The following is a 25,614-nucleotide window of genomic DNA, read 5'->3' as shown; positions in this document are numbered from 1 at the left end:
CAAAGGTTTTGTTATATATTTGATTATTTTTGTTCCATGTTGCTCAAAAAAAACTACGTCCATCGGCACCTCTTTCTCACACTCTTCTGGCTTGTCCTCTGGTTTGCCGTCTGGATACAAGTGAAGCAGGATATGGACACCATCAATGCGCTGATTCATAGTTCATCGGTCATGATCTGTTCCATCAGCATCTCGCAACTTCTGAGCGATAGTATTCTACCAAAAGCCATTAAGACACAGAAAATGAAGCCCTTTGTTTTCAAAGCCATCTTTTTTGTGCTTATTTTGGCCGTTCTGATCGGCGCAATAGATGCCTACTTTATTCTCCATAGCCAAGTTCTGTCGGAGGAAGATCGGGCCACGCTTTTGTTTGTGCAGAGCTATAAAGCTATTCCCTCTTCCGTTCTGATCAATGGTACTGCCTGTGGCATCCGGTTTTATCAGGAACATGCCAATATTCAGCAGGACCATAGCCAGTTGCAACAAAACTTTCTGGAAAGCCAGCTCAAAATCTTACAGGATCAGGTCAATCCGCACTTTATGTTCAATGTATTGAACCATATCCATATCCTGATGAAAAAAAATGTGGACATGGCCGATTTTTTACTGTTAAAATTCTCAGATATCCTACGCTACCAGCTCTATGAATGCAACCAATCGTTCGTATTGCTGAGCCGTGAACTGCAATATTTACAGAATTTTATCACGATTGAACAAATGCGCTGGGGAGACGAGCTGGAGGTTGACTGCAGCTGGTCGCAGTCAACAGAAGATCTACATATTGCACCGCTGATGCTCATCTGTTTTGTGGAAAATGCCTTCAAACATGTGGATCGGCTTCCGGATCAAAAAGGCAAAATCAGCGTCAAATGCGCTGAGAAAGACGGCTATTTTCAGTTTTATATCAGAAATAGTTATCAGACTTATCCCCTGCCGGCTTCAACAAGACACTCTGGCATTGGGCTGGAAAATGTCAAAAAGAGGCTTGAGCTACAGTATGAAAATCAGTACACGTTAACCATTGACAAGCAAGACGACAGCTTCTGCGTCAACCTGACAATCAATCTTAACTGCTAAACAAGTATGGAACAGACAAAGATGAAATGTATCATCGTAGACGATGAACCCCTATTACGGCAGCATATTGCCGAGATGACCGAACAGGTTGATTTTTTGGAGCTCGTCGCAACTTTTCCGTCAGCACTGGCGGCAACCTCCAGATTGCAACAAGGCGATATTGACCTTATTTTTTTAGATATCAATATGCCCTATCTCAATGGCATCGATTTTTTGGAATCACTTGAAAATCCCCCCTTATGCATCTTCATTACAGCTTATTCGGAGTATGCCCTGGAAGGATTCCGTCTCCAGGCCGTGGATTATCTGCTAAAACCGATTGTATTTCCGCGCTTTTTCCAGGCGGCAACCAAAGCCTTTCAGCAATTTGTACAGCGTAACAAATCGACACAGGAACCCAGTACCAACGATACCATGCTTTTTGTCCGGCAGGGGGACGCTTTCGTCAAAATCTCCTGGACTGATCTGCTCTACGCTGAAAGCATGCAAAATTATACCAAGCTACATTTTAAAGAACGGATTCTTACCATTCACCAGACCATGCTGGCGCTGGAAGTCGCTTTACCGGATAGCCATTTTTTTCGTATCCACAAATCCTATCTGGTCAACGTCAATCACATCGATATGATCTCGGGCGGAAGAGTATATATTGCAGCGCAAGAATTGCCCATATCTCGTACAAAAAGAGAGGAGCTTCTTCAAAACGTGGTTTTTAAGAAGCTCCTGAGCCGCTAGTAGGGCATATTCCATTTAAATGCTACTGAGGTGTAGAAGGTCGGTGAAAAGCGTGGGTCGGCCTGTTTCTTATCCTTGAAGAAGCTCTTTAACGATCGGTCATTTTCAACATACATCCTTGCGAGTGTGCTTCCCCCCGTTAGTTGCAATTTAAGGTTCTTACCGAGGTTAAATTGGGGTTGAAGACCAGCCGTCAACAACATAAATCCACCGAGTGTGGACTTGCCGTTCTTCTCCCGTTCGGCCGTCATCCCATCCAGATTGACTACCGCACGGAGATCCATGAACTTGTTGACCTGATAAGCAGCGGCAAGACCTTGTGGGAAGTTTACATTGAATTTGACCTTTCCATTGGTCTTCCAGTCAAAATATAGTCCCGGCAGGATCATAGGTACACCGAAACTATTGCTCAATACTGGTCCAAATCCGAAGGCCAGATTCGGTTTAAACCGTTTGATAAAAAGAGCTCCCCCCTGTCCCAGTACATCCTTACCGTTGACTTTGACCAGATCAGAATAGATGCCGACCGAAGCAAATGTCAGTAGCGACCAGTTTTTCTTCAAGGAAGTCAAATATTGCAGTCCAACCTCAGCGTTCAACATCTCGGTCGGAAAAAGCTGCTGTTCATAATCGCGGTTTTGCATCTTTGCGTATGCAGCTCCCATTTTCCAGGACCAGCGTTTGATATTACCCGCGGAATCCACTTTGGTCGATAAAGGTATTTCAAGATTGAATTGTATCCTCTTGAAATCACTTTTAGACCCAGTCTTTACACTGTCTTCCGGTCGGATATAGTTTGACAGGGGGACGTAATCGACAACAACCTGTCCGGATACTGCATTTTGGGCTTGCGCTGTCAGCGTCGCTAAGCTGCTGAACAGGATTGCACATAAAACTTGTTTCTTCATGTTTTTTCTGCAAAGGAAACCCTTGATTCCTTGAAGCAGCAAACATTTTGACGTACCGCTACTATCCATTGACCAAATGCAAAGCTATTGCGATCTTAAAAAAAATCGGAACAACTTTTCTTCGGATCATAAAAGATCTTACACGGATTGTAAATAGGTTTATTTTCTGTTTTATTTAATGAATAATTTAGTAATCAATGGGACTATCCAATTGGAATTGATAGTCGCCTGTTTCTGAAGGATAAACTGTAAGAACATTTTAACAGATATATGAGCAAAATATTTAAGATTGTTTTCACCATTTTGTTGATCACCAACAACAGCTGTTCCAATGGACAATCCAAGCAGGATTGTCAGGATATGCTGGACGATAACCTTGCTTTGCTTGAGTATCTTTTGAATAACGATAAAAATGTTGCCACAGATTTCAAAGAAATGCAGGCTGCCTTCAACAATCAACCCTATAAAAAAGAAAATAAGACCAAATTTGACGAAAGCTATCATTTTCGCCGAGGATATCCGCCCATAACGGAATATATCTATCCAAACACCTATATTAAATTAAAGTTCGACAGATTTAATATTGCCTATACATTAGACAGTGATTATCCTTTTACAATGGATTTTATCAATAATATTGATCAGGCGATATTTAAGTTGAAAAAAATCTACTTTATGGATGGAACAATCCAGGACCAAGAAATTAAAGTTATTGATAAAATCGTGTCAGCGGAGTTTGGCGACCAGACCCTAATTCTCCCGGGCACAAAGCCTATCAAGAGTTTCGACTATAGCATGGAAACCCATCTAAACAAAGAGGTGAGCTATGAAATTACCCAGGTGGGACAACGTATAGAGACCTCGGCGGGTCGCATTGAAGTGATACACTGTGGTGATGGATATGTTCGCATTAAAACTGCTGGGCCCATGCGGCATCTCGTAAAAATTTTGGCAATGGATGAAAAGGGACGCTTATTAACAACGGTATCAAACGAACAACGCAGTGCTTATAAAAAAGAAGACTTACGCATGCTTATCGCAAACATGGAGCAGGCTAAAGTTCTTTTGGACAAAGGCGAAATTACCGCTACGGAAGTCCATCAGCAGTTTTCATCCAAAAAACTGAATGCCGAGCTTGCGGGACTCACCGATTCGTTATTTCTGACCCAATATTTCGTCGCTGATTTCAAAAAAGCATCCATCGTATTTTGGGACAATGCCAAAGAGGTCAAACAAGTGTACGAACGAAATTCTGCAGACCAATCCCCCTCAAGACCTGAAGACTTTTACGAAGCATGCTCCTGTGCAATCGCCCAGGATAAAAAATCCGAACTGTACGGTCTGATTGGCTTGGATGGAAACTGGATTATCGAACCTAGATTTTTAGAGCTTAAAGCACAATGGGGAACTAACGGTCTTTTTTGGGCCCTTACTGATGCTGATGAGAAGTGGATTGAATATGTATTTGACAAGGAAAATAAAAAGCTTATAAAAACGCGCGAATAGCAAAAATGGTACCTGTTCCAGCAATTTTCGCTTTCTCCTCTCACATGACCGCATAGCATTGTGATTACTTTTGGGCTTGGCTTTATCATTTTTTTGGATCGGTCCGAGAGATTGGGCTTAACCTTCTGATCTGTTCTTTTCTGCGCTCGCTAGCAGGGAGACCACCAGTGTATAGATTGTGCTTTACCATCTTTAAAGTACATTCTAATATGACCATCCACAACTCCTTCATTGTCCTCCCGCAGTCTGATTACCCACAATCTTCCGGCTTTATCCATCCCCTGTCGTTCATTCACAGCTGTAGGGAAAAGCTGTTGTATATCTTCAAGGGTTGTATTGGCATCTATACGAATGCCATTGTAGCTGATAAAATTTCCATTCAGAAACCAGAAGTCTTCTATAGCGACACTATCCCCACTGGTTTCAAAGCGTGAACCACTTTTGTACAGGTATTTATCATCTGGCGCTTCGGTATCAAAAAGAGTGATACAGGGGGCTTCATCTTTCAACAGGTGGATACTATCGGGCCGGCCGAAAACCTTATCAAATTCACTGCGCATAAAAAACCTATCCAACTTACCGTTAAACTTGATATCTTTTTCCAGCATAACATCTCTTAATGCATATCCGTTGCCCGGTTTGTCATGGATAGTTGAAGCCCTACATAATGTAAAAAGATTATGTCCTTGGACTATCCCCTTGTCGTAGCGTAAGTTCACAGGATGTTCAGGATCGTTGGTTATATCTAGGAGCTGCCCGGTTCTCTGATAAAATTCCAGCCAGCCAACAGCATGTTCCACCAGTCTTTTTTCTGCGGCTGTTTCCGAAATGTCGTTGATCACATACAACTTGATGGTCAGCTTGTCCGGTTTTAGGTATGCTACCCGGGCTTGGACAAGCGAATCGCTAAATTGACTAAACGCGATCGCATTGCTCGACTTCACCAGCTGCGCAATCAGCTGCTCACAAGAAATAGTCTCATTGTCTGTAACAACAGCTGTAGCCCCAACAGTATCTACCTTCGGTTGTGCCTGTCTGTCCGAGTGTCTCTGGCACGAGAAAAGAGCTAGCGCAAAGAAGACGATTATTCTTGACATATTATCTATTAAATTTAGTTTGCAGCGGGATCCCTAATACTGGTCGGGAATACGTTTAAAAAATGTGGTCTCTACATTTCCTTTTTGCAAAATATTTCCATCGTTATCCCAAGTAATCCATCTCGCTCTTAAGTTCAATTTCCCTTTGACGACCTCCAGTTCTATCTCGTCATTAATACCCTGCTTGGCCGGAATAAACAATACCATTCCTTTCACCTGCGCCCGAAAAGTTCGTGGTGGAGCTTCTCCGCTGCCGATATCTTTAAAACTGGCATAATCTTTACCAGGTTCAAACCAAATGACGACAGTATTGGTTTGGAACCTGGTCTTATATCCCCAGGTCCCAGTAAAAGTAGATTTGATACGATCCGGGATCTCCTGGACCTGCGCTTCCGAACGTCCGATGAAGAGCAGGAATATGATAAATAAAATCGGTCTCATGTCTTGTTTCAGGCTAATTTAGTTTTCTTTAGTTATATGGCATCTCTACCGCAAGATCAATTTGATATTAACCTTTGCTGCTGTGTGATCTTATGGCGCATCCCCCCCTTTGACTTCCTAATCCGCATTACCTTAACAAAATTTCTGCCAAAAAAAAACAGCTTACAAACTATCGAATGTTCCAACTCCCTACCGATCCCAGCAAGGGCCTTGCAAGGCATGTACGGGCCAATTCGTTCACACTTTTTATTTTTATGAACAGATTTTTACAATACGTTCTACCGGCTTTGGAAAGGATAACAATGCATGTGTTGTCACCGGGACATTCGAAAACTTTCCAACAGCATGATTTGGTTCATGGATGATCCCTCCCTATTTAGGTTCCTATACAATTACCTATATATCATGTCTGATTGAAAATTTTACACAGATATTTGGATATTCAAAATTATCATCGTAATATTGCAATATAATATTAGCTCAATATGGGACTTACAAAGACAGAAATTTTCGCTGATGAACAGAATAAGCTTGCTGTAGCATTTAAAGTCTTAGGACACCCTGCACGTATAGCCATTCTTCAATATATCATAGACAAGAAAGCATGTATTTGCAATGACCTGGTTGATGAATTGGGTCTTGCACAGGCGACCATTTCCCAGCACCTCAAGGAACTAAAAAATACAGGAATAATCCAGGGGACAATTGAGGGCAAATCCGTCTGTTACTGCATTAATGAAATGGTCTGGAAACAAATGCAACAGGAGTTTAATGCATTTTTCAATCAGGATGTAAACATATCGAGTTGCTGTAAGTAGTTTTTTTTACACACATCAATCGTAATATTGCAATATATAGTTACATATAAATAAATAATAAAAATTAGTTTTTTATGAAATTATCAGAAATCAAAGAAATTTTAGCAACACTGGATCGTGTTGAGTTTCAATTGGAGAATGGCTCATTTGTTCCCGAGCACTTCCATGTCACTGAGGTAGGTCAGATCTCAAAAAGTTTTATTGACTGCGGCGGGGTCATCCGACACGAGAAAGTCGTCAACTTTCAGCTCTGGAATGCAGATGACTATGAACACCGACTAAAACCGGGCAAGCTATTACATATCATTAATTTATCCGAAGAGAAATTGGGCATAGAAGATGGGGAAATAGAAGTGGAATATCAAAGCAATACAATCGGCAAATATGATCTAGATTTCAATGGTAAAACCTTTGTATTGAAAAACAAGACCACAGCTTGCCTCGCTCAGGATGCCTGTGGAGTACCATCCCAAAAACCAAAGATCAATCTGTCCACATTGCCAGTTAACGGATCCTCTTGCTGCACCCCAGGTTCTGGATGCTGCTAATCATTTAATGCCCAATACGATGTATCAGAAAATAAAAGAAATATTCAACGCGATTACCAATGAATGGGATTTGACTGAAGAACGTAAGAAGCTATTGGTTCCGCTGATTCAATTTATTCAGGATAAGGTAGACCGCGGTCAGGTCGTGAACCTCAATTTTATCTGTACGCACAATTCCCGAAGAAGCCATTTCGCTCAGATTTGGGCTCAAGTGGCTGCATACTTTCACAATATTCCAGCAGTGAATTGTTATTCAGGAGGTACAGAAGAGACAGCTCTATTCCCCAAGGTAGCCGAGACACTGACTGCACAGGGATTTGATATTTTTAAAATAGCAGATACAGCTAATCCCATCTATGCGATCAAATATGGCGACAATATTCCGCCGCTTATCGGTTTTTCAAAAAAATACGATAGTCCGTTCAATCCAGCCTCTGCGTTTGCTGCAGTTATGACCTGCTCCCAGGCCGATGGAGGATGTCCTTTTATTTCTGGTGCCGAAAAAAGAATACCACTTACTTTTGAAGACCCCAAGATTACAGATGGCACCCCCGAACAGACTAGGGTATATAAAGAACGTAGTTTAGAAATCGCAGCCGAGATGTTTTATGTTTTTTCACATATTAAAAAATAGTCCATGCAATCGAAACTAAAATTTCTGGATCGCTACCTCACCTTATGGATTTTTCTGGCCATGGTTCTTGGTATTTCTTTCGGCAATTTCTTTCCCGATTCTGCAATCTGGATCAATAGCTACAACAGCGGTACAACAAATATACCACTTGCTATAGGGTTGGTTCTCATGATGTATCCACCATTGGCCAAGGTGCGGTATGAACAGATTGGAAGGGTTTTCCGAAATTTAAAGGTTCTCGGCACTTCCTTGGTCCTAAACTGGATCATAGGACCGGTTTTAATGTTTGTACTGGCGCTTTTATTTCTGAACGGATACCCAGAATATATGACTGGACTGATCTTGATCGGACTTGCCCGCTGCATTGCAATGGTGGTGGTATGGAATGAACTCGCAGACGGAAATAGAGAATATGCGGCTGGGTTAATTGCACTGAACAGTATTTTTCAGGTCCTACTCTATAGTGTTTATGCCTATATTTTTATTACCGTATTGCCGCCTCTTTTTGGTGTGAAAGGACTTTCGGTCAATATTTCCATTGCCGAGATCGCAAAAAGTGTCGCCATTTATCTGGGTATTCCTTTTCTTGCCGGAATCTTGAGCAGGTATGGGCTAATCGCTTTAAAGGGTGAAAACTGGTTTCAGAACCGTTTTGTACCTTTGATCTCTCCGCTGACTTTGATAGCGCTGCTCTTTACGATTACGGTGATGTTCAGCCTCAAGGGTGAAATGATCCTGCAATTGCCTATGGATGTATTCCGTATAGCAGTTCCTTTGATTATCTACTTTGCATTGATGTTTATTGTCAGTTTTTTCGCCGGCAAACGTGTAGGAGCAGACTATACACAAAGTACGGCCATCGCTTTTACTGCAGCAGGCAATAATTTTGAGCTGGCTATCGCAGTTGCAATAGGTGTATTTGGCATCAATAGTGGGCAGGCTTTTGTCGGGGTGATCGGGCCATTGGTTGAGGTACCCGCACTGATCGCTCTGGTCAATCTGGCATTCTGGATCAGAAAAAAATATTACCTAAAAGAACTTTCAGCGTAAATCTAGCTTGACAAGTAATGCAAAAAGCCATGTTAAACAGCATGGCTTTTTGCATTTCCAACAGATTCACACGAAAAATAGCCGCCGCCACAATTCTTCTTAATAATTTCCAACCAGATCCAATGGCCTTTCTTGGCTTTATTTAGCTTGTCACCGATCAGTACAGACCTTACATTCAAAATATCCCCCCAATTTTCATCATCGATGGGACAAATTTACTAGTTCGAGGTCCGAGCCGATCCCCGGCAGCGGCCCAAACCCCGTATTCGGTGCTGTTCAGCTCCACATTTGATAAAAACGGGAACCTCTCATTTTGATAATCCACCTTATCAAAATGAGAGGTTATTTGGATCCCAGCAGCACGGACAAAATAAGAAAAACACTTAAAATCAATTAATTATAATCGCAAAAAAGCTATTGGAATACATTTTGGCATATCGGATATAAAATAAATAAACATGAGCAAGACAGCTTTTAAATCGCAACAGGAACAAGAGACACGGTCCTTTCCAAAATGGTTAAAGCCCTATCACCTATTGTTCTTTGCAACAACGGTGGTATTGATTTTCGGTGCATTGATAAAACACTTTAGTACAATCTAATACATAGGAAAATGGTAACATGCATATTAACACTGGCCGGCCTAGCCTGCTTTGGCCTATTCATCAAATCAATAGACTTTTTTGATAAAATCTGATCGCAATGAATAAAATAAATGAACAGTCGGCAAGTCAATATCTTGCCGATCATTATGGTGAAATAAAAGAAGAAATCAACGATCTATCATCCCGAAGAAATTTTGCCGGAATCTTTCAGGCCATTGTAAATCATATCAATTATTTGCTTTCCAATGGTCAGGTCGAAAAAATCGGCAGCCGGTTAAAATATATGGGATGGCTTTACAGAAGAGGAAATGAACAGGTACGCAACATCATTGAAAATCTCTTTGTACGTTCCTTCCGGGGAATGAAAAGAAGATGCACCTCCGAAGAATGGATCTATATGTATCAGCAGATTCCTAAAAATCTTAAACAGATTTATCTGTTACAGAGCAACAACTATATCACTCAACAATCCTTTATATGACAGCACTATTTGTGGTAGCTATCGGTGTATTTATTTACATCTGCTACGTACTGCTAAAACCTGAGAAATTTTAAATCACTAGAGTCGATGAAAGATATTCCAACCTATAGAGGCAGGAGGATTTCATCAGACGGTTTTTAGAGACATTAAGTAATAATCAACAGAAATGAATACAGAAATTTTAGGAATAATCGTAATGTTCGTCTTAACAGTATTGCTTGCAATACCCTTGGGCAAATACATTGCAAAAGTCTATGGCGGTGAAAAAACACTGCTTGATCCGATTTTTAATCCCCTGGAACGGATCTTTTATAAAGTCAGCGGTATCAATCCACAGACGGAAATGAACTGGAAACAACAGATGGTGGCGATGATCAGTATCAATATGATCTGGTTTTTGTTGGGTATGCTCATTCTAATGACACAGGGCAGCCTACCCTTGAACCCCGATAATAATCCGAGTATGTCTGCAGACCTCGCGTTCAACACCGTCATTTCATTTGTCGTTAACTGTAATCTACAACACTATTCTGGTGAGACCGGACTCAGTTATCTGGGACAATACTGGCTGATGTTCCTACAATTTGTAAGTGCAGGTATCGGTATGGCGGCCGCTGTACTTGTATTCAGGGCATTCCGTGATCGTACAGCAAATACGTTGGGAAATTTTTACAACTATTTTGTAAAATCATGTACACGTATTTTGCTTCCCCTATCCTTGGTGGTGGCCATTATCCTTGCTTTTGAGGGAACGCCGATGACCTTCGAAGGAAAAGATACCATTACAACACTGCAAGGTGATACTGTAGCTGTATCAAGGGGCCCTGCGGCTGCCTTTGTAGCGATCAAACATATCGGAACAAACGGCGGTGGTTTTTTTGGTGCAAACTCCGTCCACCCTTTTGAAAATCCTTCCTACCTGTCCAACATGGTCGAAATGGTCGCCCAGATGATCATCCCTATAGCCATGATCTTCGCGCTCGGGATTTTTATCAAGCGGCGCAAGCTCTCATGGATGATATTTGGTGTCATGACAGCCGGTTTCCTTTTGCTCGTCATCCCTAATATTATGATGGAAACAAAAGGTAACCCCGCTATCGCAGCGATGGGAGTTGATCATACGCTCGGAGCCATGGAAGGAAAAGAGATCCGATTTGGAGCACCCGCATCCGGTTTTTGGAGTATCGTGACCACAGTAATCTCGACAGGCTCGATTAATGCCATGCACGACAGTACCATGCCCCTATCGGGTATGAACGAATTGCTTGCTATGATGATAAATGCCTTCTATGGGGGCTGTGGCGTCGGTATATTGAACTTCTTTATCTTCATCATCCTCGCTGTATTCATCAGTGGGCTTATGGTTGGCCGAACACCGGAATTTTTAGGAAAGAAAGTCGAAGCCAGAGAAATGAAAATTGCCATGATCATCGCGCTGCTCCATCCTTTTCTCATCCTTGTGGGAACAGCGCTTGCGGCAGCAGTTCCGCAATATACAGGCGCTACGCTCAATAATCCCGGATTTCATGGCTTTACTGAAATGCTTTATGAATACACTTCGTCGGCAGCAAATAATGGTAGCGGTTTTGAAGGCTTAGGCGACAACAGCCTATGGTGGAATATCAGTACAGGTTTTGTCCTCATACTGTCCCGCTTCCTGCCGATCATTGGCCCAGTGGCCATAGCAGGCCTGCTCGCAGAAAAGAAATATATTCCTGAGGGAGATGGGACACTAAAAACAGATACCGCAACTTTCGGCCTAATGGTATTTGCCGTGATCGCCATAGTAGCCGCATTATCTTTTTTCCCAGCATTGGCTCTGGGCCCTATTGCAGAATACTTTTCCCTTTATTAAACATTGATTAAAGACATTAGAAATGAATAAAAATACATCACTGTTTCAAAAAGACATGGTACAGGAAGCACTGAAACAGTCTTTTGTGAAACTAAACCCGAAAACAATGTTCCGCAATCCGGTGATGTTTACCGTATGGATCGGAACCCTGGTCATGCTTATTGTCAGTTTATGGACTTTGGCTGGCGCACAGGGACAGGGAAGTTTTGCCTATAATTTCGTCGTATTCGTCATATTATTGCTCACACTGTTGTTTGCCAACTTTGCTGAGGCTATTGCCGAAGCAAGGGGAAAAGCGCAGGCGGACAGCCTGCGCAAAACAAGAGAAGAAACTCCGGCCAAACTTAAAAATGGCCAGACCATCTCTTCTGCCCAGTTAAAAAAAGGTGATATTTTTGTCTGCGAAGCCGGCGATATTATCCCCTCAGACGGCGAAATCATGGAAGGACTTGCAACAATTGATGAAAGTGCCATCACCGGCGAATCTGCTCCCGTCATTCGGGAGGCAGGAGGTGACAAAAGCTCCGTGACCGGAGGTACAAAGGTCCTTTCCGATAAAATAGTCGTACAGGTCACCACACAGCCAGGTGAGAGTTTTCTTGATAAAATGATTGCGTTAGTCGAAGGTGCTTCAAGACAAAAGACCCCAAATGAAATCGCATTGACCATCTTACTGGCTGGTTTTACATTGGTATTTATTATCGTCTGTGTAACATTAAAACCATTTGCAGATCATGCCAATGTCGGTATCACCATCGCATCCTTTATCTCCTTATTTGTCTGCCTCATCCCGACCACCATTGGCGGACTGCTTTCAGCAATAGGTATCGCTGGAATGGACCGAGCCCTACGTGCTAATGTCATTACCAAAAGTGGTAAAGCCGTGGAAACCGCAGGCGATATAGATGTATTGTTGTTGGATAAAACCGGGACAATAACCATCGGTAACCGGAAGGCTACCCAGTTTCATCCAGCACAGGGGATTGATGAGCAGCAATTAATAAAAGCTGCAGTACTGAGCTCCATGGCTGACGAAACGCCAGAAGGTAAATCTATTATAGAACTGGCCGGTATCAACCCGATGAGTTATGAGATAAAAAATCCCGAATTCATCAAGTTTACGGCAGAAACACGAAGTTCAGGTGTAGACTATGACAACGTACGTATCCGAAAAGGAGCCACTGATGCGATTAAAAATCTTGTTACAGGAGCGGGCAACAGATTTCCGGAAGAGGTCGAAGAAAGCGTTAAGGCCATCTCCCAAAATGGAGGAACACCCTTGGTGGTTTCTGAAAATGAGATTGCACTCGGTGTAATCGAACTGCAGGACATCATCAAACCCGGTATCCATGAACGGTTTGAACGTCTTCGCAAAATGGGGATCAAAACAGTGATGGTCACTGGCGATAATCCATTGACTGCCAAGTTTATTGCCGATAAAGCTGGTGTAGACGATTTTATCGCTGAGGCCAAACCGGAAGATAAAATGAATTATATCAAAAAAGAGCAATCCGAAGGGCGTTTGGTGGCCATGATGGGAGACGGAACAAATGATGCTCCGGCTTTGGCTCAGGCCGATGTGGGTGTGGCCATGAATTCAGGTACTCAGGCGGCAAAAGAAGCGGGAAATATGGTGGATCTTGACAATGATCCAACAAAATTGATCGAGGTGGTCGAGATCGGCAAGCAATTATTAATGACCAGGGGGACATTAACCACCTTTAGTATCGCCAATGACGTTGCTAAATATTTTGCGATTATTCCGGCTCTTTTTATCAGTGCTATCCCAGCATTACAGGGGCTCAATATCATGAAATTGCACAGCCCCGAAAGCGCTATTCTGTCAGCCGTTATTTTCAATGCCATCATTATTCCGATGCTGATTCCGCTGGCGCTCAAAGGTGTCGCCTATAAACCGATCGGAGCAAGTGCTTTGCTGCGCCGAAATCTATTCATATTTGGATTAGGTGGAGTTGCCGTTCCTTTCTTAGGTATCAAGGTAATCGACATGCTCGTTGCTATATTCTTTTAATCCATAAATCAAAGGCACTGGATCCGGAGGAACTTGTTCCCCCCGATTTTATCGCCATAAAAATATAAATAAAATGAAAAAACACATTCTGCCAGCAATAAAGCTGACCATCATCCTGATTCTGTTCTTTACAGTTATCTATCCATTAACGGTCTGGGGGCTGGCCCAATTTTCCTCCAACGCGGGGAAGGGAAAAATAGTTGCATATGATGGTAAAAAATACTACGCGAATATTGGTCAGGCATTTACCGCCGACAAATATTTCTGGTCGAGGCCTTCCGCTGTAAATTACAATGCGGCCGGCTCGGGAGGCAGCAACAAAGGCCCTTCCAACGAAGAATACCTCAGCCAGGTGCAGGCACGTATTGATACCTTTTTAGTGCACAACCCCGGTATCAAAAAGTCCGAAATTCCTGTCGATCTGATTACAGCAAGTGGAAGTGGATTAGATCCAAATTTTTCTGTGCAGGCAGCCAAAGTTCAGGTCAAACGTATAGCAGCTGTGCGGGGGCTCGAAGAACAGAAAATAAATCAATTGATCGAAGACAATACCGAAGGTCCTTTATGGGGAATTTTTGGCCCTCAAAAAATCAATGTGTTAAAACTCAACATTGCCCTGGACAGGGCCTCTAGCAAATAAAAGGCGCTAGGCGTAACCTATCGAGTACTGTTTAAGGGTATTTTGGCTAAATAGAGCGGATCGATTAATAATTCCCCTTGACAATTTGTTTAAGGGGAATTTGTAAGTTTATAAAAGTTATCACATGCTATGGATGAAAGAAAAAGTGCAGCACATTTTTTAACTCTGATTCAGAAATCCCGAAGAGGTAAATTCAAGCTTTATATCGGGATGAGTGCCGGAGTGGGTAAGACCTTCCGTATGCTTCAGGAAGCACATGCGCTTTTACAGAGTGGTATCGATGTCAAGGTCGGCTATATCGAAACACACCAGCGTATCGAGACCCATGCATTGTTGGCAGGTCTGCCCTTTATCCCGAGGCGGACTTTGTTTTACAAAGGCAAGGAGCTTGAGGAGATGGATGTACAGGCTATTTTAAATCTCAGCCCGGAGGTGGTTATTGTCGATGAACTGGCACATACAAATATAGAAGGCAGCAAAAACGAAAAAAGGTGGCAGGATGTCATGGATATCCTTGATGCGGGCATCAATGTGATCAGCGCAGTCAATATCCAACATATTGAGAGCCTCAATGATGAGGTCCGGGCGATCACGGGTATTGACGTGCAGGAACGTGTTCCCGACAGCGTGGTTGCACAGGCCGATGAAGTGGTCAATATAGACTTGACGGCGGAGGAACTCATCAACAGACTGAAAGAGGGAAAAATTTATGAACGCTCAAAAGTAGCTTCGGCCCTCAACAATTTTTTCAAAAGTGAACATATTCTGCAGCTACGGGAACTCGCGTTAAAAGAAGTAGCCTCGCAGGTGCAGAGAAAGGTAGAAACGGAAGTTGTGCTCAGCCGAAATGTGCGAAAAGAACGTTTTCTGGCCTGTATCAGCTCAAACGAACAAACGGCCAAAAATGTGATCCGGAAAACCGCCCGCCTGGCCAACTATTATAACAGCAAGTGGTATGTCATGTATGTACAGGTCCCCAAAGAAAGTGTAGACCGGATCGCCCTGGATAAACAGCGGCATCTCATCAATAACTTTAAGCTGGCCACGGAGCTGGGCGCTGAAATTATTAAAGTGAAAGCCAACAACGCCACAAAAGCCATTATTAAAGAGTGTGAAGAACGTATGATCACGACAGTATGTATCGGTAAACCACATATCAATCTGATAAAAATCATACTCGCAACTGATACATTCAACACATTATTGAATAAATTGTCCCGGGAAAATATTGATCTCGTAATATTGTCATAAAATGAAAATCAAAGCAAAATTAACGTTTGGAGTAGGGCTCCTATTTATCTTGATAGTTGCCTTAGCTGTTATCAGCGGATGGTATGTTAATCAGCTCAAAAGAGATACGAATAATATACTTGTTGCAAATTACAACACCCTGCTCTATTCCCGGAATATGCTGCTCGCACTCGAAGATATCGGCAAGGATGCTGCGGCAATTGATACTTTTCAGCATAATTTAACCCTACAAATGGGCAACGTCACTGAAATCGGCGAGATCGAAACGACAAACCTGATTGTCAGACATTTCAGTTCACTAAAAAATAAACCCGGTGATGCTCAGCTAAGCTCATCCATCCGTAAAGATATTACCGAATTGATGCGGTTAAATATGGATGCGATCAGCAGAAAAAGTAATATTGCGGATGATACCGCACGCAGGGCAATACTCATTATCTCCTTTACGGGAGCCTTGTGTTTTCTGATCGCTGTCATACTGCTGATCAATCTGCCTTCCAATATTGCCAACCCCATCCGGGAGCTGACCGAAAGTATCAAGGAAATTGCGAGTCAAAATTATTCAAAACGTGTCAACTTCGGTGGACACAACGAATTTGGGGATCTGGCCAGATCGTTCAATACCATGGCCGAGAAGCTGGAAGAATACTCGGACAGCAAATTAGAAAAAATCCTCAAGGGGAAAAAGCGGATCGAGACCCTGATCGATAATATGCATGATCCCGTTATTGGAATCGATGAAAATAAAAAGGTACTGTTTGCCAACGACGAAGCCCTGAACATTTCAGGATTAAGGAAAGAAGATTTCATTGGAAAGGCTGTTCAGGATATCGCCGTAACCAATGATCTGATTCGGGATATTATAAAAGATATCTTTCTCCCACAGGCAAAGACAAACAAAGCAGAACAGCTAAAAATCTATGCCGATGGCAAAGAAAGTTATTTTGAGAAGGAAGTCATTGACATCAATATCGTACCAACCGGTGAAACAGATATAAAATTTATCGGTCAGGTGATCCTATTGCGTAATATCACGCCTTTCAAAGAACTCGATCTCGCCAAAACAAATTTCATGGGGACAGTATCCCATGAATTTAAAACACCGATTTCATCCATTCAGATGGGCGTACAGCTCTTGGAAAATGAAAAGCTAGGACAGTTAAACGGCGAGCAGAAAGAGCTGATTAACGGGATAAAGGACGACACACAGCGCTTATTGAAGATAACGGGCGAACTCCTCAACATCACACAGGTCGAAAGCGGTTCCATACAGATCAATCTGTTGCCGGCTGCGATCAAACCGATCATCGAATATGCGGTCAATGCGAATAAGTCTGCCGCTGACAATAAAAACATACAGATCGAGATTGAAATGACCGAGGATGCATTAACTGCTGTGACCGATAGCGAAAAATCAGCCTGGGTACTGACCAACCTTATTTCCAATGCCATACGTTACTCCTATGAACATGCCAAAATACAGATCAAAACAGAACTGGAAAATAATCGGGTCAAATTTTCAGTCTCGGATACCGGACAGGGCATACAGCCACAATATTTAAGAAAGATCTTTGAACGGTATTTCCGTATTCCGGGCACCAAAAAAGAAGGTACGGGTTTAGGCCTGAGCATCAGTAAAGAATTCATTGAGGCACAAGGCGGCGAAATCTGGGTAGAAAGCGAATACGGTGCCGGAAGTACGTTCTACTTTACACTTAATATAGATAAGAAAACGGTATAATCCGATCGGCAGGGATTATTTGACAATTAAGGCAGCGCGAAAGCTGTATCTACACATATCCGGTTTAGCACTTACTCTAAGACCTGGCCTATTTTAAATAAACGGGGCAGTCCTATCTTTTGAACTACCTCGTTTATTATTTATTTCAATGGTTTATCGGATACGCTGCCCGCTCTTTTCAACTATAAAATACCAGGCATTCGCTGATTTTTTCTGGTCGGCCGACTTATTCCTCGATCAGCGTTATCCCCGTTAAATTTGCTTCGTTATTCTTCAAGAAGGCGTAGGTCAGCCTGTCAACTTTACAATCCAAAAACTCCACTTTTTTAAATTTGCTATTGTATTTAAAAAAGGTATTCAAGATGGTGGCGCCCTGAAATTTGACTTTATAAAACCCACAACCCTCAAAATGACAATCTTCGATCCTGCCTTCAAAAATAACATCACTGATTCCCGTATTTTTAAATGCGGTGCCTTTTAAGACTGTATTGGTCATCTCATTGCTCTCAAAACAGCCAGTATCAAATCTGGCACCTGTAAAATCCGCACCGGAAAAATTACACTTTCCGATATTGCTTTTCGAAAAATCAGTATCGATGAACGAGCAATGGGCAAACTGATTTTTGAGTAGATTAGAAGAGCTTATTTTACTGCTTTTCAGGTCTGAATAAGAGAAGTCGCATAATTCAATATTGTTTTTACCCAGAATCAAGCCCGAAAGATCCGAGTTAGTAAACTTGCAATTTCTGATATTGGAAGAACTGAACTGCTCACCCAGATTCTTTAAGCCGGAGAAATCAGCATTTTCCCAATTGCCTTTTGACATATCCCAGCTGCGACCAGACTGATTTTCAGCCCTAGGCTCCCTATCAGCGTGATAAGCTTGTTCGTCGGATTCGTCGGATTCGTATGTCATTGCATTGACAGGCTCCTTATGAAAACTATCGGAAAAGTAATTAAGATCCACGGCGAGTATTTCTGCGAGCCTGTTTAAGGTCATGATATCCGGCATGGATTCACCCCGCTCCCATTTACCTACCGCCTGTGGACTGATTGAAACCTGCTGGGCAAGTTCGGCCTGTGAAAGATTTGTTTTCTTTCTTGCTTCAGCAATCTTATTGCCGATCGATTTAGAATTTAGCATCATGTTTTTATATTTTTTTGATACCACAAAGTTATTTTGCAGGCCCACTTGACTGCAAATAAACCGCGCTACCCTTAGTTGTATTTACGCTACTTATTGTTGTATTTGACAACAGCGGGTTGTATTTCTCCCTTTTAATAAAATACAGGCCTATTTTCCTATCATACTATCCCTGCAAATCAGTGATGATGCATACACGCCCACTGCGTTTGACCCCTACTAGTATCATTATTGTTGTCCTATGCTGCCCGATGTCCTAGCGAATAATAAGCCATGGGCTACGGATAATGAACGAGCTGATACGGATACCAAGTCAGTGTTTAACGAATTAAAACTGTCGGCTATTTTTACCGGCATACAATAACAGCATGCTTCAAAAACATGCTATGATTTAACACAAAATAATAAAAAACAATGAAAAAATTAATGATGAGTCTGGTGGCCCTAGCGGTGCTATCTACTGCAGCTTCAGCTAAGACAACGGAAAATGCATCCCACAAAAATGCAACAGCTAAAACTTCAACTTACCGCCTTCCAAAAACGAACACCAAGGTAAAGGTTACCGAAGAGGTAACAGAAATGCAGGGCGGGCTTAAACGCTGTGTTTTTGTGCTGACTTTTTTAAGTTCTGATGATCTACACGTTGTAGGTACACATACTTCAGAGACCTATACCAATGGTAGCTGTGGCGAATTCTTCAGAGCTTGCCGTCAATGGTGGGGTGTTTAATGGTGGTTTTTAAGGTCTAATCAGTGTTGGTAAACAGCTACTGAAGCGGAGGGCAGTCCTCCGCTTCTCCAAAACAAAATAACATGCATAAAAATTATATATTCTTTCTGTTTTTGTTCCTTTCAGGATCCTCTTTTGCGCAACGGCTTCATGCGGTATATGAATATATACCATCGGCTATGGCTACATTTAAGGAACAGGTTTATTATGACGGAACGGTCAAGATAGCCGTCCGTGATTCGCTGCCCAAGCGCAATCAAGATATCAACCAGGACGTCGATGGTGAGGTCGCATCCACATTTTCGATGACCATCGGCTCGGGCAAGATTTATAACAAGGTAGTGATCCAACAAAATAATGCTGCCGAGCAGCTCGAGACCGGCTCCATTGAAGGTGTCAATTACCTTGTAACGGACAAATTTCCGCCGCTGGTCTGGAATACCAACTATAATGATGTCGATACCTTGGGCAAATATGTGTGTCAAAAAGCGACAGCAGTTTACCGCGGCACCACCTTGGTCGCTTATTATACCAACGATATTCCCGTGCCCGTAGGGCCATCAAAATTTGGAGGATTGCCGGGACTTATTGTGATGCTTTACAACGAAAGTGCCAATCCCAACTACTGGTATCTGAAAGAGGTAAACTATCCTTTCGAAGGCACTTCACCCATCAATGACAGCTATATCCATTCTTTGCCTAAGCTGACACTGGAGGAATTCGTCAAGAAAAATGACCGCATTACCGAAGAGCAAATGCGCGTTTTGTATAGCAAAATACCTGTGATGGAAGGTGTGAGTGTAGCAGGAAAAAAAGTCCGTGGCGGTGTAGAACAAGTCTATGAATGGGAACATCAATAAGCGGATACTGGCCCTATTGGGGTTTTGTCTGCTCTGTGTAGCTGCTCAGGCACAGGTTGCGGTCCATGGAAAAGTCAGCTCCAATGGAAAAGCATTGGGTGGTGTGCGGATTGATTTAAAGCGCGACTCCGATGCCAAAATGCTGGCCTATACCTTTAGCGATGGCGAAGGGAATTATCACTTGCAAACAGCGCAAGGCGGCAAATTTACCATACTGTACAAAGCACTCAGCTTCGAGCCGGTCGCCCTGCCACTGACAGCGACACAGACGGATACGCTGATCAATGTGCAGTTGATGGCCGGCGGTGTGGAACGGTTGCAGGAAGTCATTGTCCATTCCAAACAGCCCTACCGTCGTGGTAGAGACACCATCGAACTGAGCGTGAAATCCTTTTTACAAGGCGACGAACGCTCGGTAGAGGATCTGCTCCGCAAGATTCCCGGCATCAATGTCGGTACGGACGGCAGCATCAAAATAGGCGATAAGGAAGTCGAAAAGGTCATGGTAGAAGGCGATGATTTTTTCGAAAAAGGTTATCGCCTATTGACACAGAATATGTCTGTTCAGCCCCTGGAAAAAATTCAGGTGCTGCAGCGCTATTCCAACAACAAACAGTTGAAAGGCATTGAAAACTCAAAAAAAGTCGCTCTAAACCTGCAGTTGAAGGAGGATAGCAAAGCACAATGGCTAGGTTCGGTAGACCTGCAGGGCACTCCCGTAGGCGCCGACAAATATTACCAGGCCAATGCCAACCTGATGAATTTCGGAAAGAAAAACAAATATTATCTCTTGGGCAGCGCCAATAACAATGGGGTCGATGCCGTGAGCAGCATCAATCACCTGATCCAGTCCGGTTCGGCCGATGAGCCCGGACAGATCGGTGTGGGAATAACCACCCCCACTTTGATTGACAATACCCCGAGCCTACCCGGATTTGACTATAGGAGAACCAACTTCAACAACGACAAATTACTGTCTCTCAATACGATTTTAAATCCAGCATCGACATTTAAAATCAAATGGCTGGGCTTTGCAAATCCAACAAAGAAATCATTCTACCGCAATACGGTACAAAGCTACCAGCTGCAGGATATTCAATTCTCCAATACCGAAGACTATCAGTTTACCCGCAATATTGATAATTATTTCACCAAACTGGAATTGCAGTATGAACCCAATGCGCACACTACGCTGAACTACACCGGGACACTGGGTTCGCTCGGGCAAAATGACCTAGGTGCCCTCCTCTTTAATGGTGACCGGAGTCAGGAGCTGACCAAAAGCAAGGGCTACCTGACCAACCACAACCTTAGCTATAGCCGCAAATTTTCGGAGCGGGAAGCGCTGGTCAGTTCCATCCGCTGGATAGATCAACAGTCCCCTATTGACTACAGTATCGATCGGTACTATTACGAAGATCTGTTCGGGAAAAAAGATATCGCAGCGGTAAAACAACATATTGAAAATAACCTGCACTACCTAGGGGCTACGACCCACTATCTAAACCGGCAAAAAAATGGCGACTTTTTTGAACTCGCCCTGACCGCGGCCTATCAACAGCAGCAACTGAACAGCCAATTGATGCTACAGGCCGAGCAAGAAAAGATTGGAGAGAGCGACAGCTATCCTGAGGGATTTTCCAATGAAATGGACCTGTCAGTATTCCAGACCAATCTTATTTTCAAATATACCTTTAAAGGAAATAAATGGGAATGGACTCCCCGTTTACAGATCGGTGTTGTGCAAAACAAGCTAACAGATTTTGGCAAACGCAGCCGTAAAAATACCCTGCAGTTTACGCCAGGCCTAGTCGGCAGATGGGCCCTCCACCGCAAAGGACGAATCGAAACGGAACTTTATTTTCAGCAGCAGAACGCTGGGCTCACTGAGCTCATCCCTCATTACTATAGCACAGGTGTTCGAAATTTTATAAAAGGAATGGCTGATATGGCCACTTTAAACAGCTCGGGTGCAACCCTGACATACACCTATGGCAGTATGACCGACCGTTTTTTTGCCAACCTCCACATCGGACATCAGGTTCTATTCGATTATGTAGGTACGGAGAACAGTCCGAATCCCAATTTCAATCTCGCACAGCAGGTACTGCTCAAAAACAAAAAAAGCAGTTTTTATAAAACCGACCTGAATTATTACCTGAAAGTATTCGGCGGAAATTTCCGACTGGACCTGGGGGCCAATAGTTCAGATTACGAAACGGTTGTGACCGGATTGGGCAACCGGCAGATCCATACAGAAACCTACGATTATGGATTATCGTTCCGAAGTGCGTGGAAATCCCGTTTAAATATTTATACCGGATATACAATACAGTCGATTACTTATCGCTCAGAAAACAAGAATACCCTAAAAAATAGCCAGGGATTCCTGAATATTTTTTTAAACATGGGTAAAAATATACAATGCAATCTAAAGAACGAGTCCTATCGTTTTGGCAGTATTATGGGACAAGATTCCAAAACCTATTATTTTTCAGATTTCTCCCTCTTCTATGAACTTCAACAGCAGCGGATGAGATTTAATATGACTGCAAAAAATATTTTTAATACCCGCTTTTTCAGAAATGCGGAACTGACCGATCTCTACAGTAGCAGCACAACGTATAGACTATTGCCAGGCTATATTAGCTTTGGTGTAGATTATAGCTTCTAGCATTTTATTCAGGGACTATAATCTGCTTTTTCACTTTCCGACCACAAGGTATTGTTTTCCCTAACTGAAGGTGGACTTACGCGCTGTGTTTTTTGCTCAGTTTTTATGATTATGATACCGCACAACTGCTTGGCATACACTTCAGAGACCTATACCAATGGTAGTTGCGGATCATTCTTCAAAGTCTGTCACGCATGCTGGGGTGATTAATTCCGATAGGTGGTTTTCAGACCGGTCAGGTTGAAACATTTTTTACACTTGGTCACTATATGAATTTGAGGAGTCTAAAAAGAGAGGTAAGTTTTCTGAGCATTAAATAACGATGCATCGGCAAACAAGAGCGTACAGTTATAACTAGCAAAAAACAGGGAGCTACCGTAAAAGGATAGCTCTCTGTTTTATAAGGATTTACAAAGGCAATCCTCAATTCGCTAGAAGAAATCTATTCCTAGCCGATGCCCTGAGCTTGATCCGAATAATCAGCCAAACCACGCATCCAATTATTAAAATCTGCATCCGAGGGAATATCAAATTTTTTGCGCAACCTATTTTTGCGGACCTGTACCGCCCTGACCGTCACAAAGGTATATTCAGCTATATTTTTTGTTGAAAAGTTGAGAAAAGCCATCGCGCAAAACTCCAGTTCGGTGCTTCTGAGATTTGAGTCACGTGATTTTAAGGCCTGGATAAAATCAGGATAGAGTTCGGTGAATAAAGCCAGAAATTCCGGATTATTACTTTTGGCCAGCTCGATCAGGTTATTGAATTTATTTTCGCCGATCTGCTCGGTCAGTTCCTTATTGATTATTTCGGTTTCCTGTAAAGCCTCTTGTTTCTGATCTAGAATCTTACGATTATGTCTGGATCGCCATACAAAAAATGAGATCGCGACAAGGAGCAACAATAAAGTAAATATTGAAATCCGAACTGATTTTGACACTTTAGCCTCTGATTCCTTATCTTTTTCGTTTAAAACTTGGTTGAGGACAACATCGATCATCTTTCTATTTTCCTCTTCCAAAGAATCATTAAGTAAAACGTATGCTAGTTCATATTCTTTTGTTTTTTCATTTCCTAGCTTATAAGTTCGACAATAATCAGCTAAAAACTTATAATCTTTCCTAATCTCTTCCCTATTCCCTACATCTTTGGCATTAGCCAAGCCTTTTTCATAATAATATAAGGCTTTTTCGGGTTTAAGTTTCTTTTCTTCCAAATTACCTAAAAAAGTATAGGTATTATAAAATATAGAAATGTTAAATTTTTCAATAAGCTCCAACGATTGATTAAGGTAATATTCCGCTTTCCCAAAATCGCGCTTCCTCGTATATAAATCCCCTAATGCGTTATACAACCCGAGGTACATGTACTTTTCTTCCTTTTTATCAAAATCTGATAAATATTCTAATTGAAATTGACAATATTTTTGCATTGAATCAAGCTGTTCCAGTTGATCAAAAGCAGTAATTAAATTTGCATAAGTATTCAGATTAGTTCTCTTTTGATGCATCTTATTCTCCAAATGCTTAGTACAAGCCAACTGCAAATAAAACTCACGGATTGCTTGCTGAGGTAATCCGAGCTTTAAATAAGTCCTGCCCCTAACCCAATGTATCTCGGTTTGCATGAGTACGTTTTCGTTATAATACTCTGTGGACTCAATACTTTTAAGATGCTTAAAGCCTTCTTTAAATAATCCTATATTTACGAGCGCATCAGCTGCAAAAAAATGAGCTTTTGCTATTCCTGTATCGTATTTCGAAGAATTAGCTATTTCGAGAGCCTTCAGGGATGTTTCCAACTGCGGTACAAATTCAGCTTGCTGGTGAAATTCTCTTATTTTAACCAAAAGTGAATCCACCATCTGCTGCTGACGATTCTGCGCAATTGTCCCAAAACTAAATAATAGTAAAATTATAAATAAAAGATGTTTTTTCATCAGTAGATAATCAGCTGTAATAGGTTTTTTGTTCATCAAATTTGCTCGAGACTCTCACAAGCCCAAAACATTTCATGCAAAAATAAATATTCTAAACTATTTAACTCCTATTAAATAATTTACAAATTGATCTTTTAGCTACTAACGCCTTAAGATTAATTAATAAATATCAATAAAAATTGCTTCTTCATTAAGTAGAACCTCGATAACTAGCGCGTTCCAAAGGTTATGTTCCATCGACGTTCTGTCAAGATATACCCACGCCAAATCTAACTATAATAAAAATGACCGAGCGATATAAAATTGCCTTTAAGCTATTTATACATCACCTATATCTACTATTGGTACAGCTTTAATTATGTTTAGATCGCAAAAATACTTTCATAATATCTGTTTAGAGTCGGAATTCAATACTTTATTTACAACAGCCAATAGTTCATTTATCTCAAAAGGTTTAGGCAGGAAATAGTCAGCTCCCGCACCCATAGCAATATCCCTGCCCGCATCGAAAGCTGAAATGCATAGGATAAAGAGATTATCAAATTCTTTGTGTGAACGAACCTGTTTGATAAGGCTTTCACCATTTAGTCCGGGCATCTGTAAGTCACAGATAAAAATATCAGGCTTTTCATTTATAATGTAGTTTAAAGCTTTAGAACTTTTACTTTCACTTACAACCTTAGCATCGGTGATACTCAGTATCAATTCTAAAGCCTCCAAAATGACCAGATTGTCATCACATAAAAAAATCTTTTTCTTCATTTTCTATAAACTATCCTAAAAATCTACCATAGCAATATTTCATTTCGTCCTGAATCACTGCACAACGAATCACTGATCTACTATTTC

General features: G+C 42.0%; 24 protein-coding genes. 18 read left to right on the top strand and 6 right to left on the bottom strand.

Annotated features, from left to right (window positions below; genetic code table 11):
• Positions 1 to 36: 36 nt before the first annotated feature.
• Together ACK8HY_RS01960 and ACK8HY_RS01955 are read left to right on the top strand one after the other, a co-directional pair.
• Positions 37 to 1,077 carry a sensor histidine kinase gene (locus ACK8HY_RS01960; protein ID WP_416132581.1) on the top strand — a complete coding sequence of 347 codons (1,041 nt, stop codon included), beginning with the start codon at positions 37 to 39 and terminating at the stop codon, positions 1,075 to 1,077.
• 6 nt (positions 1,078 to 1,083) lie between these two features.
• Positions 1,084 to 1,812 carry a LytR/AlgR family response regulator transcription factor gene (locus tag ACK8HY_RS01955; protein WP_416132580.1) on the top strand — a complete coding sequence of 243 codons (729 nt, stop codon included), beginning with the start codon at positions 1,084 to 1,086 and terminating at the stop codon, positions 1,810 to 1,812.
• On the opposite strand, the gene ACK8HY_RS01950 is transcribed toward ACK8HY_RS01955, so the two are convergent.
• A complete protein-coding gene (locus ACK8HY_RS01950) occupies positions 1,809 to 2,720 on the bottom strand; it encodes a DUF6268 family outer membrane beta-barrel protein (protein ID WP_416132579.1) in 912 nt (303 codons plus the stop codon). The two genes, ACK8HY_RS01955 and ACK8HY_RS01950, sit on opposite strands and share 4 nt — an antisense overlap.
• A gap of 270 nt (positions 2,721 to 2,990) precedes the next feature.
• On the opposite strand from ACK8HY_RS01950, the gene ACK8HY_RS01945 reads away from it, so the two are divergent.
• A complete protein-coding gene (locus ACK8HY_RS01945; RefSeq protein WP_416132578.1) occupies positions 2,991 to 4,226 on the top strand; it encodes a hypothetical protein in 1,236 nt (411 codons plus the stop codon).
• 149 nt (positions 4,227 to 4,375) lie between these two features.
• Here the strand turns inward: ACK8HY_RS01945 and ACK8HY_RS01940 are convergent, their stop codons facing one another.
• Both ACK8HY_RS01940 and ACK8HY_RS01935 read right to left on the bottom strand, forming a co-directional pair.
• Positions 4,376 to 5,323 carry a hypothetical protein gene (locus tag ACK8HY_RS01940; RefSeq protein WP_416132577.1) on the bottom strand — a complete coding sequence of 316 codons (948 nt, stop codon included), beginning with the start codon at positions 5,321 to 5,323 and terminating at the stop codon, positions 4,376 to 4,378.
• Positions 5,324 to 5,356: 33 nt separating this feature from the next.
• Positions 5,357 to 5,764 (bottom strand): hypothetical protein, encoded by a 408-nt coding sequence (locus ACK8HY_RS01935; RefSeq protein WP_416132576.1) that lies wholly within the window; start codon positions 5,762 to 5,764, stop codon positions 5,357 to 5,359.
• A gap of 485 nt (positions 5,765 to 6,249) precedes the next feature.
• On the opposite strand from ACK8HY_RS01935, the gene ACK8HY_RS01930 reads away from it, so the two are divergent.
• The 12 genes from ACK8HY_RS01930 to ACK8HY_RS01875 all read left to right on the top strand — a co-directional run bounded on the left by ACK8HY_RS01930 (position 6,250) and on the right by ACK8HY_RS01875 (position 17,419).
• A complete protein-coding gene (locus ACK8HY_RS01930; protein WP_077436641.1) occupies positions 6,250 to 6,582 on the top strand; it encodes an ArsR/SmtB family transcription factor in 333 nt (110 codons plus the stop codon).
• Between the two features lie 74 nt (positions 6,583 to 6,656).
• The gene (locus tag ACK8HY_RS01925) at positions 6,657 to 7,130 is read left to right on the top strand and encodes a DUF6428 family protein (protein ID WP_416132575.1); all 474 of its coding nucleotides are present in this window, start codon (positions 6,657 to 6,659) and stop codon (positions 7,128 to 7,130) included.
• 19 nt (positions 7,131 to 7,149) lie between these two features.
• The gene (locus tag ACK8HY_RS01920; protein WP_416132574.1) at positions 7,150 to 7,764 is read left to right on the top strand and encodes a low molecular weight phosphatase family protein; all 615 of its coding nucleotides are present in this window, start codon (positions 7,150 to 7,152) and stop codon (positions 7,762 to 7,764) included.
• Positions 7,765 to 7,767: 3 nt separating this feature from the next.
• Complete coding sequence (gene arsB / locus ACK8HY_RS01915; protein ID WP_416132573.1) at positions 7,768 to 8,814, top strand: ACR3 family arsenite efflux transporter; 1,047 nt, start codon at positions 7,768 to 7,770, stop codon at positions 8,812 to 8,814.
• 458 nt (positions 8,815 to 9,272) lie between these two features.
• A complete protein-coding gene (locus ACK8HY_RS01910; RefSeq protein ID WP_343561748.1) occupies positions 9,273 to 9,416 on the top strand; it encodes a hypothetical protein in 144 nt (47 codons plus the stop codon).
• Between the two features lie 100 nt (positions 9,417 to 9,516).
• Entirely contained in the window at positions 9,517 to 9,900 is a 384-nt protein-coding gene (locus ACK8HY_RS01905) for a hypothetical protein (protein WP_416132572.1), read from the top strand.
• Positions 9,897 to 9,974: a K(+)-transporting ATPase subunit F gene (gene kdpF, locus ACK8HY_RS01900; RefSeq protein ID WP_077436998.1), complete on the top strand. Its 78-nt coding sequence runs from the start codon at positions 9,897 to 9,899 to the stop codon at positions 9,972 to 9,974. Before ACK8HY_RS01905 ends, kdpF begins: the two co-directional genes overlap by 4 nt.
• A gap of 92 nt (positions 9,975 to 10,066) precedes the next feature.
• Positions 10,067 to 11,755 carry a potassium-transporting ATPase subunit KdpA gene (kdpA, locus tag ACK8HY_RS01895; protein ID WP_416132571.1) on the top strand — a complete coding sequence of 563 codons (1,689 nt, stop codon included), beginning with the start codon at positions 10,067 to 10,069 and terminating at the stop codon, positions 11,753 to 11,755.
• A gap of 22 nt (positions 11,756 to 11,777) precedes the next feature.
• The gene (gene kdpB, locus ACK8HY_RS01890) at positions 11,778 to 13,787 is read left to right on the top strand and encodes a potassium-transporting ATPase subunit KdpB (RefSeq protein WP_343561741.1); all 2,010 of its coding nucleotides are present in this window, start codon (positions 11,778 to 11,780) and stop codon (positions 13,785 to 13,787) included.
• Positions 13,788 to 13,860: 73 nt separating this feature from the next.
• Entirely contained in the window at positions 13,861 to 14,427 is a 567-nt protein-coding gene (locus ACK8HY_RS01885; RefSeq protein WP_343561739.1) for a K(+)-transporting ATPase subunit C, read from the top strand.
• 129 nt (positions 14,428 to 14,556) lie between these two features.
• A complete protein-coding gene (locus ACK8HY_RS01880) occupies positions 14,557 to 15,678 on the top strand; it encodes a sensor protein KdpD (RefSeq protein ID WP_416132570.1) in 1,122 nt (373 codons plus the stop codon).
• A 1-nt stretch (position 15,679) separates the two neighbouring features.
• Positions 15,680 to 17,419 (top strand): ATP-binding protein, encoded by a 1,740-nt coding sequence (locus ACK8HY_RS01875; RefSeq protein ID WP_416132569.1) that lies wholly within the window; start codon positions 15,680 to 15,682, stop codon positions 17,417 to 17,419.
• A 226-nt stretch (positions 17,420 to 17,645) separates the two neighbouring features.
• Here ACK8HY_RS01875 and ACK8HY_RS01870 read toward each other — a convergent pair whose 3' ends face one another.
• A complete protein-coding gene (locus ACK8HY_RS01870) occupies positions 17,646 to 18,566 on the bottom strand; it encodes a helix-turn-helix domain-containing protein (protein WP_416132568.1) in 921 nt (306 codons plus the stop codon).
• Between the two features lie 411 nt (positions 18,567 to 18,977).
• Here ACK8HY_RS01870 and ACK8HY_RS01865 point away from each other — a divergent pair, with 411 nt between their 5' ends.
• From ACK8HY_RS01865 to ACK8HY_RS01855, 3 genes are all read left to right on the top strand, one after another.
• Positions 18,978 to 19,292 carry a hypothetical protein gene (locus tag ACK8HY_RS01865; protein ID WP_416132567.1) on the top strand — a complete coding sequence of 105 codons (315 nt, stop codon included), beginning with the start codon at positions 18,978 to 18,980 and terminating at the stop codon, positions 19,290 to 19,292.
• Positions 19,293 to 19,375: 83 nt separating this feature from the next.
• Positions 19,376 to 20,152, top strand: a complete 777-nt coding sequence (locus tag ACK8HY_RS01860; protein ID WP_416132566.1) for a GLPGLI family protein — start codon at positions 19,376 to 19,378, stop codon at positions 20,150 to 20,152.
• Positions 20,133 to 22,826 (top strand): hypothetical protein, encoded by a 2,694-nt coding sequence (locus tag ACK8HY_RS01855; protein ID WP_416132565.1) that lies wholly within the window; start codon positions 20,133 to 20,135, stop codon positions 22,824 to 22,826. Before ACK8HY_RS01860 ends, ACK8HY_RS01855 begins: the two co-directional genes overlap by 20 nt.
• A 448-nt stretch (positions 22,827 to 23,274) precedes the next feature.
• On the opposite strand, the gene ACK8HY_RS01850 is transcribed toward ACK8HY_RS01855, so the two are convergent.
• Together ACK8HY_RS01850 and ACK8HY_RS01845 are read right to left on the bottom strand one after the other, a co-directional pair.
• The gene (locus ACK8HY_RS01850; protein WP_416132564.1) at positions 23,275 to 24,801 is read right to left on the bottom strand and encodes a hypothetical protein; all 1,527 of its coding nucleotides are present in this window, start codon (positions 24,799 to 24,801) and stop codon (positions 23,275 to 23,277) included.
• Between the two features lie 345 nt (positions 24,802 to 25,146).
• Positions 25,147 to 25,527 carry a response regulator gene (locus ACK8HY_RS01845; RefSeq protein ID WP_416132563.1) on the bottom strand — a complete coding sequence of 127 codons (381 nt, stop codon included), beginning with the start codon at positions 25,525 to 25,527 and terminating at the stop codon, positions 25,147 to 25,149.
• Positions 25,528 to 25,614: the final 87 nt, after the last annotated feature.

It is taken from the genome of Sphingobacterium sp. NGMCC 1.201703 (assembly GCF_047784615.1).
In the GTDB taxonomy this organism is placed as follows: domain Bacteria; phylum Bacteroidota; class Bacteroidia; order Sphingobacteriales; family Sphingobacteriaceae; genus Sphingobacterium.
This window is presented reverse-complemented; position numbering and strand designations above follow the sequence as displayed.